General features: G+C 67.3%; 15 protein-coding genes. 9 read left to right on the top strand and 6 right to left on the bottom strand.

Translation table 11 applies throughout. The features are described from left to right. The first annotated feature begins 1 nt into the window (after position 1). The 4 genes from cobO (at position 2) to F7O44_RS24795 (ending at position 2917) form a co-directional block, all read left to right on the top strand. The gene (gene cobO / locus F7O44_RS24810; RefSeq protein WP_162453009.1) at positions 2-616 is read left to right on the top strand and encodes a cob(I)yrinic acid a,c-diamide adenosyltransferase; all 615 of its coding nucleotides are present in this window, start codon (positions 2-4) and stop codon (positions 614-616) included. Positions 617-662: 46 nt separating this feature from the next. Next, entirely contained in the window at positions 663-1724 is a 1062-nt protein-coding gene (gene cobC, locus F7O44_RS24805; protein ID WP_162453008.1) for an Rv2231c family histidinol phosphate aminotransferase CobC, read from the top strand. Positions 1725-1835: 111 nt separating this feature from the next. Then, positions 1836-2462 (top strand): nucleotidyltransferase domain-containing protein, encoded by a 627-nt coding sequence (locus F7O44_RS24800; RefSeq protein WP_162453007.1) that lies wholly within the window; start codon positions 1836-1838, stop codon positions 2460-2462. Next, a complete protein-coding gene (locus F7O44_RS24795) occupies positions 2459-2917 on the top strand; it encodes a hypothetical protein (RefSeq protein WP_162453006.1) in 459 nt (152 codons plus the stop codon). The genes F7O44_RS24800 and F7O44_RS24795 overlap by 4 nt, the downstream gene beginning before the upstream one ends. A gap of 6 nt (positions 2918-2923) precedes the next feature. Here F7O44_RS24795 and F7O44_RS24790 read toward each other — a convergent pair whose 3' ends face one another. Continuing rightward, a complete protein-coding gene (locus F7O44_RS24790; RefSeq protein ID WP_246221437.1) occupies positions 2924-5197 on the bottom strand; it encodes an MMPL family transporter in 2274 nt (757 codons plus the stop codon). Between the two features lie 136 nt (positions 5198-5333). Between F7O44_RS24790 and sigJ the strand changes: the two genes are divergently transcribed. Then, entirely contained in the window at positions 5334-6299 is a 966-nt protein-coding gene (sigJ, locus tag F7O44_RS24785; RefSeq protein WP_162453005.1) for an RNA polymerase sigma factor SigJ, read from the top strand. On the opposite strand, the gene F7O44_RS24780 is transcribed toward sigJ, so the two are convergent. The 4 genes from F7O44_RS24780 to F7O44_RS24765 are packed head-to-tail and all read right to left on the bottom strand — an operon-like array spanning position 6276 to position 9708. Next, a complete protein-coding gene (locus F7O44_RS24780) occupies positions 6276-7028 on the bottom strand; it encodes an arginase family protein (protein WP_162453004.1) in 753 nt (250 codons plus the stop codon). The two genes, sigJ and F7O44_RS24780, sit on opposite strands and share 24 nt — an antisense overlap. 27 nt (positions 7029-7055) lie before the next feature. Further along, entirely contained in the window at positions 7056-7790 is a 735-nt protein-coding gene (locus tag F7O44_RS24775) for an SDR family NAD(P)-dependent oxidoreductase (RefSeq protein WP_162453003.1), read from the bottom strand. Positions 7791-7793: 3 nt separating this feature from the next. Next, positions 7794-8939, bottom strand: a complete 1146-nt coding sequence (gene dgoD, locus F7O44_RS24770) for a galactonate dehydratase (RefSeq protein WP_162453002.1) — start codon at positions 8937-8939, stop codon at positions 7794-7796. Then, on the bottom strand, positions 8920-9708 hold the full coding sequence (locus tag F7O44_RS24765) for a FadR/GntR family transcriptional regulator (RefSeq protein ID WP_162453001.1): 789 nt from the start codon (positions 9706-9708) through the stop codon (positions 8920-8922). The genes dgoD and F7O44_RS24765 overlap by 20 nt, the downstream gene beginning before the upstream one ends. Before the next feature lie 118 nt (positions 9709-9826). Here F7O44_RS24765 and F7O44_RS24760 point away from each other — a divergent pair, with 118 nt between their 5' ends. Genes F7O44_RS24760 through F7O44_RS24745 form a run of 4 tightly spaced genes read left to right on the top strand, consistent with a single transcriptional unit; the run spans position 9827 to position 14305 of the window. Then, positions 9827-11143, top strand: coding sequence for an ABC transporter substrate-binding protein (locus tag F7O44_RS24760; protein WP_162453000.1), 1317 nt, complete (start codon positions 9827-9829; stop codon positions 11141-11143). Further along, positions 11140-12072, top strand: a complete 933-nt coding sequence (locus F7O44_RS24755; RefSeq protein WP_222851668.1) for a carbohydrate ABC transporter permease — start codon at positions 11140-11142, stop codon at positions 12070-12072. The genes F7O44_RS24760 and F7O44_RS24755 overlap by 4 nt, the downstream gene beginning before the upstream one ends. Positions 12073-12075: 3 nt before the next feature. Further along, a complete protein-coding gene (locus F7O44_RS24750; RefSeq protein ID WP_174255983.1) occupies positions 12076-12948 on the top strand; it encodes a carbohydrate ABC transporter permease in 873 nt (290 codons plus the stop codon). A 52-nt stretch (positions 12949-13000) separates the two neighbouring features. Then, on the top strand, positions 13001-14305 hold the full coding sequence (locus F7O44_RS24745; RefSeq protein WP_222851667.1) for a cellulase-like family protein: 1305 nt from the start codon (positions 13001-13003) through the stop codon (positions 14303-14305). Between the two features lie 180 nt (positions 14306-14485). On the opposite strand, the gene F7O44_RS24740 is transcribed toward F7O44_RS24745, so the two are convergent. Then, positions 14486-14902, bottom strand: a complete 417-nt coding sequence (locus F7O44_RS24740; protein ID WP_162452998.1) for a MarR family winged helix-turn-helix transcriptional regulator — start codon at positions 14900-14902, stop codon at positions 14486-14488. Between the last annotated feature and the right edge of the window lie 22 nt (positions 14903-14924).

Genomic DNA, 14924 nt, shown 5'->3' with positions numbered 1-14924 from the left:
CATGCCTCAAGGTCAACCCACCACTGTTCCCGCTGACGGGCTCACCACTCGGCAGCGCCGCAACCGTCCGCTGGTCATCCTGCATACGGGTGAGATGAAGGGGAAGTCGACGGCTGCTTTCGGGCTGGCGCTGCGCGGATGGAACCAGGGATGGGACATCGGTGTGTTCCAGTTCGTCAAGTCCGCCAAGTGGCGGGTCGGCGAGGAGGGCGCCTTCCGAGTCCTGGGCCGACTGCACGACGAGACCGGTGAGGGCGGTCCGGTCGAGTGGCACAAGATGGGCGAGGGATGGTCGTGGTCGCGGAAGAAGGGCTCCGAGGAGGACCACGCGGCCGCGGCGGCTGAGGGCTGGCGGGAGATCGCGGCCCGCATCGCGGCGGAGCGGCACACGCTCTACGTGCTCGATGAGTTCACCTACCCGATCCACTGGGGCTGGGTCGACGTCGAGGAAGTGGTCGACGTCCTCACCAACCGCCCGGGCCAGCAGCATGTGATCATCACCGGGCGATACGCGCACCCCCGCCTGATCGAGGCCGCTGACCTGGTCATGGAGACCTCGAAGGTCAAGCACCCGATGGATGCCGGCCAGAAAGGGCAACGGGGGATCGAGTGGTGAGGCGACCCGCACCCCTGGCCCCGTTGCGTCCTGCGCGGCGAGCGCCATGACGCACGGTGTGCAGGACGCAAGCCCGGCACCGGTTCCCGACCTGACCCACCACGGCGATGCCGAGGTCGGCCCCGGCCTGATCGACCTCGCCGTCAACGTTCGTGCTGGTATGCCACCGCCCTGGTTGCGCGAGCGGCTGATCGCCACCCTGGACGACATTGCCGCCTACCCCGATGCCGGCCCGGCCAGAGACGCGATCGCTGCCCGGCATGGCCGGCGGGTCGCCGACGTGCTCCCGACAGCAGGCGGCGCCGAGGCGTTCACGCTGATCGCGCGTGCGTTGCGGCCGGGGATCGACGTGCGGCACGCCGTCGTCGTACATCCGCAATTCACCGAACCAGAGGTGGCGCTCGCCGCTGCCGGGCACGTGGTGGATCGAGTCCTGCTCAGCCCGACGGACGGGTTCGTCCTTGATCCGGACAGGATTCCCGACGACGCCGATCTGGTCGTCGTCGGGAACCCCACCAATCCCACCTCCGTGCTGCATCCCGCCGCGGCTATCGAGCGGCTCACCCGGCCGGGGCGGATCGTCGTCATTGACGAGGCGTTCATGGACGCCGTACCCGGCGAGCCGGAGTCGCTGGCCGAGCGCACCGACCTACCTGGCCTCCTCGTGCTCCGCAGCCTTACCAAGACCTGGGGGCTGGCCGGTATCCGCGCCGGTTACGTACTCGGACCAGCGGACATCATCGACCGGCTGCGCGATGTCCAGCCGCCGTGGTCGGTCTCGAGCCCGGCCGCCGAGGCGATGCGCGCTTGTGTGCATCCTTCCGCCCTCGATGAAGCGGACCGGCTGGCGCGCGCCGACGAGCCGGTGCGGCAATGGCTGGCCGATGAGCTGCGGCGGCTCGGCGGCGACGTCGTCCCCTCCCCGCGGGCACCGTTCCTGCTGGTGAGATTCCCGGAGGGCGAGGAGTTGCGGATGCGGCTGCGGGACGCCGGCTGGGCTGTGCGCCGCGGCGACACGTTTCCCGGTTTGAGTCCCGGCTGGATCCGGATCGCCGTGCGCGACGAGTCCACCATGCGCCGCTTCGTTGACCACGTCTCGCGTCTCTAGTGTCACGTGAGCGGGTTCACGGGGGTATCACAACTTCATGGTTGAGATACTCGAGTATCAATAGAGATACTAGAGTATCTGTAAAGATACATCCGTATCATTGGAGTCGACGTGGATCTCACTGAACCTCCCACCGCCCTCACGTCGCGACTGACCATTGCCGTCTTGCGTTCACTTGCTTCGCGGCGCGGTAGCGCAACGACCGAGCAGGTACGTCGAACCGCCGGCATCGGCACCGCGGCAGGGGTGCGTCGTGTACTCGAAAAACTGATCGAGCATGGCTTGGTGACCGATACCGGGCCGGCAACCCGGCCGGCGCTGTACGAACTGAACCGCGACCACGTACTTTACCCGGCGGTGCAGGCATTGCTCGCCGCGCGCGAAGCACTTCCCCGGCTTCTCGGCGAATCGATCAGCCAGTGGCGTTTAATACCAGTGAACGCCTCGCTGTTCGGCTCGGCCGCCCGACGGGACGGCGGCCTGCATAGCGACATCGACCTCCTGGTCATCCGGCCTACCGGCCTGGCCGGCGACGAGCCGGAGTGGATGCAACAGCTCCACGACGTGCGTGGGCAGATCCATCGATGGACTGGCAACCATTTGCAGGTACTTGACCGGAGCTGGAGCGGGCTGGTCGACCTCGTACATGCCGACGAGAAGATCGTTGCCGAATGGCAGCGCGACGCCGTAACGGTTCATGGCCGAGACCTACGGGACCTACTTATGGAGCTCGGATGAACGCGAGAGGGCGCCGTCGCGCGTGCACCCCGGCAGAGGCGAGCACGCGCTTGAGACATGCCGAAGCCTTCTTCGCGACGGCGCAATTGGTGGCCTCAGAGGAAGGCAAGCCGACTGACTATGACTACAACCACGTAGCAGCAGGTGTCGCAGTCCTCGCCGCCATTGCCGCGAGTGATGCCCTGTGCTGCAAGCTCTTGGGCGAACGGGCCCGCGGCCAGGACCACCGCCAAGCTATCGAGGTGCTCGAGGAGATCCGCTATGGCGAAGGAAACCCGGCCGCGCAGCAACGACGAACCCGCGAACTCAGTCAAGCGCTGGCGACTGCGCTCGACATCAAGGACGAGTCTCACTACGGAACGCGGATGCTCACCGCAGAGCAGGTCACACGGGTCATGCGGGCGGCCGAGAAGCTGGTATCCGCGGCACGCAGAGTAATCCGCGGTGGCGTTTGAGCGAGCTCACCCTGTTCGGCGCAGCGGCGACGACGTCACTGGGTCGCCTTCACGGAGACCGAACCGCGCGTGGAACCGCCGCAGCGGCGCCGGCGCCCACCACGTCGCTCGCCCCAGCAACTTCATCGACGCAGGCAGCAACGCACCGCGCACCAGGGTGGCGTCGAGCAGCACTGCCAGCGGCAGTCCGAGCCCGAAGGCCTTCATCAAGGTGATGTCGGAGATCAGGAAGGCGAGGAACACAATCGAGATCAGCACCGCCGCCGCCGTGACGATCCGGCCGATCCGTTCCAGCCCCAGCGCAACCGCGCGCGTGTTCTCCCCGGTTCGCTCATACTCCTCGCGGATACGCGACAGCATGAACACCTGGTAGTCCATAGCCAGGCCGAACGCCACGGCGAACAGCATGACGGGTACCGTCCCGGGCAGGCTGCCGGTCACGGTGAAGCCGAGGAGCCCGGACAGGTTGCCCTCCTGGAAGATCCATACGAGCGCGCCGAACGTGGCGGTCAGGCTCAGCAGGCTGAGCGCCATCGCGAGGAACGGCAACACCACGCTGCCGGTCAGCAAGAACAACAGGATCACCATCACCACGGCCAGTGTGGCCAGGCTGTACGGCAACCAGGTGGTCAATGCGTCGTTGCCGTCGACGGTGATCGCTGGCTGACCACCGACCAACGTCTGGAACGGCGCAGGGGCGGCCCGGATCTCGTCGACGAGGCGCTGGGCGTCTTCTGGCTCACCGGCTGCCGGCACCACCGAGAAGTAGACCGCGTCGCCTCGAGCGAACTGTTCGTGCATAGGGCCGGCTGGAACTGCCTCGCCTCCGCCCACGTAGCTGCCGGTGGCCGTATCGACACGGGCGACGCCGTCGAAGCCCGACAACTCCGCGCCATAGCCGGCGATGACGCCGGCATCCGAGGTCGCCTCCGGCATCACCACCTGCAGCGCGTTCTGCTCCCCGGAGCCGAACTCGGTACGGATGGCCGTGGCCACCTGTCGGGACTCCGCCGACTCGGGCATGGTGCGCTCGTCGACCTCGCCCAACTTCAGGTTGAGGAACGGCGCGCCGAGCAGGAGCAGGAAGACCGCGACGATGCTGGCGATCGGTAGCGGCCGGCGCATCACGACGGTCGCCAGCCGGTGCCAGAAGCCGTTCTCGACAGCCTGCTCACCGTCCGGCTCGCCACGACGACGCGCCCGGCGCCGGAATACCCGGCCGCGATCCACCCGGTGACCGAGCACCGCGAACAGCGCCGGCAGGACCGTCAACGAAGCGAAGCCGGCGAGCAAGGCGGTGGCGATGCCGGCGTAGCTGACCGACCGCAGCGCCGCCAGCGGGAACCACGCCAGCACCGACAGCGCGATCGCGACCGTGACCGCCGAGAAGACGACGGTGCGCCCGGCGGTGCGCATCGTCATGCTGATCGCCTCGGCGACTCCGCGCCCACCGCGCAGCTCTTCGCGGTAGCGGTTGACCATCAGCAGGCTGTAGTCGATGGCAAGACCCAGTCCGAGCAGGGTGACGACGTTGACCGCCAGCACGGACAGGCTGGTGACATCCGCTAGTACCCACATCACACCCATGCCGAGCAGGACCGTCACCATGGCCACGGCCAGTGGCAGGGTAGCCGCGACAACACTTCCGAAGATCAGCACCAGGGCCAGCATCGTCACCGGGAACACCAACAGTTCCGCCTTGATGATGTCGCGTTCGCTCTGCTCGGTCAGCTCGTGTTCGAACATCGCGTAGCCGCCGATCTGGATGTGCAGCCCGTCCCAGTCGCCCCCGTAGTCAGCGATCAGATCCACGAGCCGATTGTCGACCGTTGTCGCATCACCCTCGATATTCGCCAGGATCAGCGCCTTGTCGCCGTCGGCGTTGCGCATCTGGGGTGCCTGACCGGACAACCAGTACGACGCGACATCCCCGACGCCCGGCTCGGCGGCCAGCCGCTCGCTCAGCCGGGTACCGGCTGAGGCGGCGGCCGGTTCGTCCACGCCGTCCGGGGAGCTGACCAGCAGCACCAGATTCGGCTGGCCTTGCCCGAAGACGTCTTCGAGGATGTCCGCGGCCTGGCCGGATTCGGCGTTGGGATCGTTCCAGCCTCCGGCGGACAGCCGGTCGAACAGCGTCGACCCTGACGCTCCGCCGATCAACGCCAGCATCACCACCGTGACCAGCACCGCCCTGCGGCGCCGCATCACCAGGGCCGCCAGCCGGGCGAGCATGCCCCTGCCCTGTGGCCCAGGTGTAGTCCGTTCCTTGTTGTGCAGCATCGTCACCATGCATCCGAGATGCATCAGGCGGCCGGGATGTGACATCGGCTGCCTGCCGTGCGGTCGATGTCACATTTCCCGCCCGGCAAGCGTCCTTGTGATGAGATTGACACGACGAGCTGCATAGGGGACGACGATGGACCGCACGGCCATGGAGCAGGCGACGGCAATCTTCTCCGAACACCGGGAACTGCTGTTCTCCATCGCCTACAACATCCTGGGCGATGTAGCTGACACCGAGGATGTGCTGCAAGAGGCCTGGCTCTCCTGGACACGTGCTGAATCCGAGCTGATCGACAACCCGCGCGCCTACCTGGTGCGCATCGCGGTCAACGAGTCGCTGTCCAGGCTCCGGCGCCTGCAGCGCAGCCGTGAGTCCTACGTCGGCCCATGGCTGCCCGAACCGCTGGTCACCGAGTCCGATGCCGAAGACAGCGCGCTGCAGGCGGAATCGGTGTCGCTCGGGCTGATGGTGGTGCTGGAGACACTCACGCCCCTGGAGCGAGCCGTCTTCGTCCTGCGGGAGGCCTTTGGCTACAGCCATGGTGAGATCGGCACCATCCTGGGCCGCACCCCGTCGGCCGTCCGCCAGCTCGCGCACCGGGCTAGAGAACACGTGCAGGCGCGCCGGCCTCGGGTCGCCGTCGAGCAGGAGGTCCGCAAGGCCGTCACGGAACGTTTCCTCGCCGCCGCGGTCGGGGGCGACCTGAATGCGTTGATGGAGGTGCTCGCACCCGACGTCGAGATGTGGACGGATGCCGGTGGCCAGGTGCCGGCCGCGCGGAGGGTGATCACCGGCCGTGACAAGGTCACCAGGCTGTTGACCTCAGACACGATCCAGCGTGATCTGCTCACCCTCCGAGCGCGCTATGTCACCGTCAACGGGGATCCGGCCGCACTGCTGTACGACGACGCCAATCATCTGTATGCGGTGGGGATGGTAGAGATCGACGACGACGGACGACATGTGCAGGCCATCTACGGCATCATGAATCCGAACAAACTGCGCCGGATCGCCGCCGAGTTCGGCCTCGGCGTGGTTGCTCCGGCGGGCGCCGGGCACCCACGCCGCAAGGGCTCAGCGCCCCGGAGCGAGAGCTGATTCGAGATGTGGACTTATCTGGTCGGCAGTACCCTGGCCAGGGTGCCACGTGCAGCCGAGACTGAGCGCGACGACCCGGCCGGTATCCAGCACTCTGGCGACCGCGGCCATGACGGCATCGATCCCCGGCCCGCCGGGCGTGGGGAACAGGGTTCCGGGCAACTGGTCCGGATTGACGACGTCGAAGTCGACATGAAGCACCAGCGGCCCGGCCGGAATCACCGCTTCCGACACGTCGTCCACCGGGCACCGGGTCATCGGTGACGACGCCAGGAACTCGGCTTCCGGCGGGTCGAGGTCGCGGGCGTCGACCAGCAGCACTTGCTCCTCGGCTAACGCCTGCAAACCCAGGGGCTCGGCGATCAGCTCGGGCCGGTACCCGGTGAGGACCCTGATCGGCATGCCGCCGAGGTAGCCGGATGTGGTCGTCTCCAGGGTCTGCACGTCGCCGTGTGCGTCGAACCAGACGACACTCGGCGAAACGCCGGCTTGCTGCACACCGGCGACGGTGCCGAGCGAGACCATGCAGTCTCCGGACTGGACGACGGGGGCGGTCCCGGTGCGGACGTCGGTGGCGACCGCCTCCGCTACGTGCCGGTACAGCTCGGCCATCCGCTCCCAGGTGTCTCCGGCGGGCAGCTCAGCGGTGATGGTGGCGTCCGGCCGGAACGGCACGTCGAGGTCGGGCAGGTGCTCGTCGAGGTGGTACGGAACGAGGATACGTGTCACATCGATCACGCTACTCGCGGCCCGGCGTCATGACGAGCGTTTAAACACGCTCCATCCCCCATCGACGACGATACTGGCGCCGGTGACGTAGCTGGCCCCGGACGAGCCGAGAAAGGCGATCACCGAGGCTACTTCGTCGGGCCGTCCGAACCGGTCGGCGATGGTCTCACGGACGCTGGCTTCGCGGGCCGCGTCGTCGATGTGGTCCCACGCCTGGGTGAGGATCGGGCCGGGCAGGACGCAGTTGACCCGCACATCGGGTCCGAGCTCCGCAGCCAGCTGCCGGGTCAATCCGGCGAGGCCCGCCTTGGATGCCGCGTACGCCGCATGATTCGGCAGACCCACCACGGCATGCACCGACGAGATGAGAACGACGCTTCCCCCGGTCTCGATCAACGCTGCACGCAGCTCACGCACGCCCAGAAACGCACCGGTGAGGTTGACATCGAGTTGTGCCGACCATTGCCGCAGGCTCGTGTCTTGCACCGGAGCCGGAAGCTGCCGGACCGCGTTGCTGACCAGCAGATCGACGCGTTCACCGGCGCTGTGTACGGCAGCGACGATCCGGGCCCAGCCGTCCTCGGTGGCAACGTCCGCGCGCACGGGTGTGTACCCATCGCCGGTGATGCGATTCAGACCGGCCGCGTCCACGTCGACGGCGATGACGTGCGCACCCTGAGCAACCAGCAACTCTGCCGTGGCCGCTCCGATGCCGGCCGCGGCGCCGGTCACGACCGCCAGTTTGCCCTCATACGGCCGCATGGCTCACCACTCGGCAAAGCTGCCGTCAGAGTGCCGCCACACCGGCGAGCGCCACTGATGCCCGGTCTCGTCGGCCCGTCGCACCGCGGCCTCGTCCACCTGGATGCCCAGCCCGGGCGCCATGGGCCGCTGCACATACCCGTCGAAGAACTGGAACACCGACGGATCGATGAGGTAATCCAGCAGATCGTTGCCCACGTTGTAGTGGATGCCGAGGCTTTGCTCCTGGATGAGGAAGTTCGGCGTGGCGAAGGCCACCTGCAGGCTGGCCGCCAGTGCGATCGGCCCGAGTGGGCAATGCGGCGCGAGCACGGCGTCGTAGATCTCGGCCAGCGCCGCGACCCGTCGTACCTCCGAGATCCCGCCCGCGTGCGAGATGTCCGGCTGCACCACGCTCACGCCGGCCTGGAGCGGACCGGCGAACTCACTGCGGTGGTAACAGCGCTCACCCATCGCGATAGGTGTGGAACTGGCGGCGACGATCGCCGCGAGCTTGCCAGCGTGTTCGGGCAACACGGGTTCCTCGATGAACAGCGGGTGGAACGGCTCGAGCAGTGGCAGCACCCGCCGGGCATTGGCCGTGCTGACCCGGCCGTGGAAGTCGACGGCGACGTCGCGGTCGGGCCCCAGCGCTTCCCGCGCGGCCTGCAACCGGGCCAGCATGGCGTCGGTCTCTCGGACCGTGGCCAGCCTGGACATCACCGCACAGCCGTTCATCTTGACCGCGGTGAATCCTTGCGAGATTTTCTCGGCCACAGCCTCGCCGATCTCCGCCGGCTCGTCCCCGCCGATCCACGTGTACATCCGCACCCGGTCCCGCACCGGACCGCCCAGCAGCGCGTGCACCGGCGCGTCATATGCCTGCCCGGCGATGTCCCAGAGCGCCTGATCGAGTCCGGCCAGCGCGCTGGAGAGGACGGGCCCACCGCGATAGAAGCCGCCCTTTGACAGCACTTGCCAGTGATCCTCGATCCGCAGCGGATCCTGCCCGATCAAATAGTCCGCCAGCTCGTGTACGGCGGCCCGGACGGTCTCGGCACGTCCTTCCACGATCGGCTCGCCCCAGCCCACGATGCCCTCGTCGGTCGCGATGCGGCAGAACAGCCAGCGTGGGGCGACGGCGAACGTTTCAATGTCGGTGATCTTCATCGGGCTCCTTCATGGTCGCCTTCTCGCCATTACCGGGCTGATCCGGGCCGCCGTCGGCCGGGTCGTCGAGCAACGCCCGGACGTCACGGTCCGCCTGGTCGAGCAGGTGGTGCACGGCACGCTCCGCCGCCGGGCCGTCCTGGGCGGCCACCGCCTCGAGCACCGCCGCGTGGGCGGGGACACTGTCCGCCCACGTCCCGTGACCGTGTACCAGGAGGTCCCTCACCCGAAGACCGGCTTCGATGACGATCTCCATACGCTGTAGCAGCTCATTGTGTGCGGCGAAAAGCAGCAGCCGGTGAAAGGCGAGGTCAGCCTCGACCACTTCGTCGCCACCGGCATGCGGGTCGGCGAGCGCGTCGAAGGCGTCCCTCAGGGCTTGCAGGTCGGCGTCCGTACGACGCTCGGCGGCCAGCCGCGCTCCCGCCGGCTCGACCATGGCGCGGACCTCGGACAGGTTCTGCATGAACGTCTCGTCGTTCCGGTTCGCCAGCTGCCACTGCAGGACATCGCCGTCGAGCAGGGACCAGTGATCGCGGGGCAGAACGTGGGTGCCTCTCTTGGGCCGGGCCTCAACCATCCCCTTGGCGGTCAGCACCCGGAGGGCTTCGCGCACAACGGTGCGACTCACGCCGAGGTCCTGCTCAATCTGTGCTGGATCAAGCGAATCACCTGGGGAGATGTCGCCCCGGATGATCTGCTCGCCGATATGAGCGACGACAGATCCGTGGATTCCGCGGTACACGGAACGCTGCGTTGTTCGGAGCATAGGAGGAATCTAGCATTAAGCATTTTGTATGACTATTTCTTGACAGCGCGGGCTGAGTGACACCAAGATGTCCGCAACGTAACCAGGACGCGCCAAGCCGGCGCATGAGGAGGGCACGATGACCACGTCTCGTATGTCTCGGCGCGGCTTCCTAGCCGGTTCGGCGGCGCTGGGGGTCTCCGGTCTGCTCACCGGCTGCGTCGGCGCTGGCGGTTCCGACGACGAAGGCGATGCCGCTAGCAGCCCTGAGGGCAACGGCACGCCCGAGAGCACCGGGCCGGTCACACTGCAGTCGAGCCTCTCCGACCCCCAGCCCAGGGCCGCGCTCGAATCCCTGATCGACGCCTACGACGGCGATGTCACCCTCAACACCGTCGCCATCGAGAACTACCGGGCGCAGCTGCCGACGTACCTCTCGTCCTCGAACCCGCCGGACGTACTGACCTGGTACGCGGGTTCGGTCGCGCGTGACTATGCCGCCCGCGGTCTGCTGCTGGACCTGTCGGATCTCTGGACCGGCGACGGCGCGTGTGCCGGCTTCTCGGATGCGTTGCGCAGCCTGTCCAGCACCGAGGACGGAACCCCCATCTTCGTGCCGACCAACTACTACTGGTGGGGCGTCTTCTACCGCCCGTCGGCGTTCGAGGAATGGGGTGTCGAACCGGCCGAGACCTGGGACGACTTCCTCGCGCTCTGTGAGACGCTCAACGCACAGGGCGTCTCCCCGCTCACCATGGGCACCGGCGGCACGCCGTGGGTCGCCGCCGGCTGGTTCGACTACCTCAATCTGCGGGTCAACGGCCCGGAATACCACCGCGAACTGCTGGCCGGACAACATTCCTTCGACAGCGCCGAAGTGCGCGCCGTCATGGATGAGTACGCCAAGCTCCTGCCGTTCATCGATCCGAACGGCCGCTCCTACTCGTGGCAGGACGCCGTCACCCCGCTGGTTCAGAAGCGCGCCGCGATGTACCTGATCGGCGCGTTCATCACGCAGGCCTTCCCCGAGGAGGACGTCGACGACGTCGACTTCTTCCGGGTACCGATCATCGACCCGTCGCTGCCGGTCGGCGAGGAAGCGCCGACGGACGGCTACTTCGCGGCGTCCGGCTCGCAGAACCCGGACGGCGCCAAGGCGCTGCTCTCACACCTGGCCGCCCCGGAGTACCAGCAGCAGTTCATCGAGCTAGCTGGTTCGTCCAACCTGCCCACGTCGCCCGACGTCGACACTTCGGGCTTCTCCCCGCTGGTGCAGAAGGGCATCACACACCTGGAAGAGACCGACGAGATCACCCAGTTCTTCAACCGCGACTCCAGCGACGAGCTGCAGGCCACCGCCGACACCGCACTCACCCGCTTCCTCGACGACCCCGACGACGTGGACGCCATCCTCGCCGACTGGCAGGCAGCAGCAGAGCGGGTGTTCGACGCGTGAGTCAGCCTGACCTGGCCACCACGCCTGACCAGCAAGCCCCGCCGGTGAGCCGTCGCCGGCGGGCTTCCAGCGGACGGGTACCGCGGATCGTCTGGCTGTTCCTGCTGATCCCGCTCGCCGTGGAACTGGCGTGGGTCTTCTGGCCGGCGATGAACAGCTTCTGGCTGTCACTCACCCGGTGGAGCGGGGTCGGGGCGGCGGAGTTCGTCGGGTTCGACAACTACGCCAACCTCCTCGATGACCCCGTCTTCCGCACAGCCGCCAGCAACACCGTGATCTGGACCATCGGCTTCGGTGGCCTTTCGGTGATCATGGGGCTGACCCTGGCCGTGGTGCTCAACCGCCCGCGGCGCGGCGTCGGGCTGTATCGCAGCGCCATCTACCTGCCGATGGTCTTCTCCCTGGTGGTCACCGGCCTGTTCTGGCGGGTGTTGTACCAACCGGACGGCGCCATCAACTCGACCTTCGAGCTCATCGGCCTGGACGGGGTGGCCCGGCAGTGGCTCGCCGATCCCGACACCGCCCTGTACGCGGTGCTCATCGCCGCCGTATGGCGGCAGGTCGGCTACATCATGGTGTTGTACCTGGCCGGGCTGAAAGGTGTGGACCCCAGCCTCGAGGAAGCGGCCGCCGTCGACGGCGCGAACCGCTGGCAACGCTTTCGCTACGTCGTCTTCCCCCAGCTGCGCGGCGTGAACACCGTGATCTTCGCCGTAACGGTGATCGACTCGCTGCGTACGTTCGACATCGTCTGGGCGATGACCCGCGGTGGCCCCTACGACAGCTCGCAACTGCTGAGCACCTACATGTTCCAGCAGGGCTTCACCCTGGTGAACCTCGGCTACGGCTCGGCGATCGCGGTCACCATCTTCCTGCTGGCCATTGGGTTCATCATCACCTATCTCGTCCGTGCGACCAGGGAGGACTGAGCAATGGCCGTACAGACCTCCACCGCCTCGCCCGGCGTCGCGCGGCCGGAAGCAGCCCCTTCGCGCCGTCGCGGATGGGTCTTCCACGCGGTGATGGCGCCGTTCACCCTGCTGTGGATCGCACCACTGGTGTTCGTTCTGACCGTCGCGTTCCGCTCATTCGACGACATCACACGGCGCGGGCTGGGCTCGTTGCCGGCGTCGTTCTCTTTCGACGGATTCACCACGGCGCTGCAGAGCGGGATCGGCCGGGCCCTGGTCAACAGTGCCGTGGTCACCGTGGTCGCCGTCGTCGCCTCACTGTTCCTCGCCTCGCTCGCCGCCTTCGCGCTGAGCCGGTTCGCCATCCCGTTCCGCCGCACCATCCTGCTGGCGATGCTGGCGGGCAACCTGCTGCCGCCGCAGGTGCTGCTGATCCCGGTCGCCCGGATCACCGAGTCGATGGGGATCTACGACTCGCTGCTGGCGCTGATCGTCGTCCAGGTGGGCTTCGGGCTCGGCTTCTACACGTTCGTGCTCTACGGGTTCATGCGCGGCATCCCCGGCGAGATACTCGAAGCGGCCCGGGTCGACGGCGCGGGCGCGGGTCGCATCTACGCACGCATCATGGTGCCGTTGTGCCGCCCGGCGCTGGCCGCGCTGGCCGCGCTCGCGACAACGTGGATCTTCAACGATCTCATCTGGGCAATCACGGTGCTGCGCAGCGAGGCGAAGTTCCCGGTGACCGCCGCCCTGCTCAACCTTCAGGGCGGGTTCGTCAGCAACTGGAATGTCGTCGCCTCGGGTGCCGTGCTCGCGGCCGTGCCGACAGCCATCGTCTTCTTCATGTTCCAGAAACACTTCGTCTCCGGCCTCCTGGTCGGGGCCAACAAATGAACGGCCACGCCACCACCGAGTCGCGGCCCACCGTCGTCAAGGAGCTCACGCCGTGTACACCCCCGTTCCACTGCCCCCGCACCTCCCCGAGCGCCTGACCGTCTCGCTATGGGATTTCACCTGGTACACACGCACCGGCCCGGGTGAGCCGTTCGAGGATCTCGACGCGGCCTTCGCCCGGGCCGTGGAGCTCGGCTACAACACCGTGCGGATCTGCGCGATGCCGTTCCTGCTCTTCCGCTCCGGCGTGGACACGTCGGCGTTGACGCTGGAACCGCTGGGCGGCGATTACGCGCAGCGCACCCGCTGGTACGACGTCAAGGCGACCACCACCATTGACGCCCGTGAGCACCTGCTGGAGTTCTTCCGCGCCGCCAAACGGCACAACTGCTATGTGATCGTCTCGAGCTGGGAGTACCAGCAGAGCTCCTCCTTCGCGGCCGACCCAGCCTGGTTCGACGCGTTGATGGCGGTCGAGCCCGACGCCCGGGCGGCCGTCCTCGCCGAGGCGCACGCCGACCTGATGGACCTGCTCAACAGTCATGAGCTCGCCGACCGGGTCGCCTTCGTCGAGCTCCACAACGAGGTCCAGGCCGGATACCTCACCGATGGCTTGCCCAGCGAGCAGTCGGCCGTCGTCGCCCTGCGCGACCGGCTCGAGCGGGGGCTCGATACGTTCAAAACCCGGCACCCGACCGTCCCGGTCACGGTCAACTACGCCCGCGTGCCCCTGACCGAACTGCGCGGAGTTGCCCGCAACGTTGACGTCGCCGTCTTCCACCCGTACATCTACGGGGTGCTCGGAGAGATGGTCGAGCGTTACCGGTTGCGCGGCGACGGCGCGGACTTCCCCCAGGACGACGTGCGCACGACGTTCCTGCGCGACGGTGCGCCGGACCTGGCCGACTGGCTGCCGCCGGCGGACAAACGTTGGAAGCTACGGGCGACCATTGTCGGCAAGCCCGAGATCTACCTGCACGACTGGTGTGACGTCGAGGCCTACGACCGCTGGCTCTACGAGCGCTACGCCACACACAAAGTGGGCATGGAAGACAAGCTCGTGGAGTGGATCGAGGCCGGCGCCGACTTCGCGCTGTCCCGCGGCATTCCCCTGGTGCTGGGCGAGGGCTGGATCGGCTACACACCTGCTCACGGCTCCTTCGAGGAAGGCCCGGTAGGCGCGCAGATGTGCCGGCTGGCGGTGCATACCGCCGCCCGGGTCGGCGCCTGGGGCACGGTGGTGTGCTCGAACGCCGCCCCGCACCATCTGATGTGGGCCGACGAGCAGCTGCAGACCTCCTGCAACGCCATGTTCCGCGAATCCAGCACCGCCCCCGCCTGGCACTCCGGGCCTTGAACCCTCGGGTCCCCCGTTCGGTGATCGTCAGTGGGTTGTGGTCGCGCCATCGCGACCACAACCCACTGACCATCCCCCAAATTCGACCCCAACGCCCTGACGATCACCGGCGAGGGTTGGGAGGCGGCCGCCCGGCCCGGGTCCCAGCGTGGTCGGTACACCCGGGGTGAGCCGTGGCCTTCAGCGAAGGTGTGCGGCGAGTACCTGACGATGCGTAGCCGATGCCTCAGCGTGCTTCGCCCGGCCCGCGACGGTGAGCTTGACGAAAATGCCGCGACGGTCGTCCGCGCACATCGCTCGCTCCACGAGGCCGGCCCGCTCCAGGCGGGCAACGGCCCGCGACAGCGCGCTCTGACTCAGATACATGCCCGACGCCAGGTCCAGCATGCGCAGCTTTTCGTCGCCGGAATCCACCAGCCGGTCCAGCGCTTCGAATTCACTCAGCCCGATGCCATGCCGATCCTGAAGGTCGCGATCCAAGGCAATGGCAATCTCGTTATAGGAGGCCAGCAGCTCACGCCACTGCTCCACCAATTGGTGCTCCCGCGTCTGGACCACAGCGAGGATTCTAACACCGGATGACGACTCGTTGCACATACATTTAATGCTTGTGCATTCA

The organism is Phytoactinopolyspora mesophila (genome assembly GCF_010122465.1).
Classification (GTDB): Bacteria; Actinomycetota; Actinomycetes; order Jiangellales; family Jiangellaceae; genus Phytoactinopolyspora; species Phytoactinopolyspora mesophila.
Note: the sequence above shows the minus strand (reverse complement) of the source record. Positions and strands in the feature narration are given on the sequence as shown.

What these genes read in the sequence shown, in the direction of transcription:
- F7O44_RS24760 (WP_162453000.1), top strand. Translation starts at nt 9,827, where the DNA reads ATGACCACGTCTCGTATGTCTCGGCGCGGCTTCCTAGCCGGTTCGGCG.
- sigJ (WP_162453005.1), top strand. Translation starts at nt 5,334, where the DNA reads ATGGACCGCACGGCCATGGAGCAGGCGACGGCAATCTTCTCCGAACAC.
- F7O44_RS24765 (WP_162453001.1), bottom strand. Translation starts at nt 9,708, where the DNA reads ATGCTCCGAACAACGCAGCGTTCCGTGTACCGCGGAATCCACGGATCT.
- F7O44_RS24790 (WP_246221437.1), bottom strand. Translation starts at nt 5,197, where the DNA reads ATGCTGCACAACAAGGAACGGACTACACCTGGGCCACAGGGCAGGGGC.
- F7O44_RS24750 (WP_174255983.1), top strand. Translation starts at nt 12,076, where the DNA reads ATGGCCGTACAGACCTCCACCGCCTCGCCCGGCGTCGCGCGGCCGGAA.
- F7O44_RS24775 (WP_162453003.1), bottom strand. Translation starts at nt 7,790, where the DNA reads ATGCGGCCGTATGAGGGCAAACTGGCGGTCGTGACCGGCGCCGCGGCC.
- F7O44_RS24740 (WP_162452998.1), bottom strand. Translation starts at nt 14,902, where the DNA reads ATGTGCAACGAGTCGTCATCCGGTGTTAGAATCCTCGCTGTGGTCCAG.
- cobC (WP_162453008.1), top strand. Translation starts at nt 663, where the DNA reads ATGACGCACGGTGTGCAGGACGCAAGCCCGGCACCGGTTCCCGACCTG.
- F7O44_RS24795 (WP_162453006.1), top strand. Translation starts at nt 2,459, where the DNA reads ATGAACGCGAGAGGGCGCCGTCGCGCGTGCACCCCGGCAGAGGCGAGC.
- cobO (WP_162453009.1), top strand. Translation starts at nt 2, where the DNA reads ATGCCTCAAGGTCAACCCACCACTGTTCCCGCTGACGGGCTCACCACT.
- dgoD (WP_162453002.1), bottom strand. Translation starts at nt 8,939, where the DNA reads ATGAAGATCACCGACATTGAAACGTTCGCCGTCGCCCCACGCTGGCTG.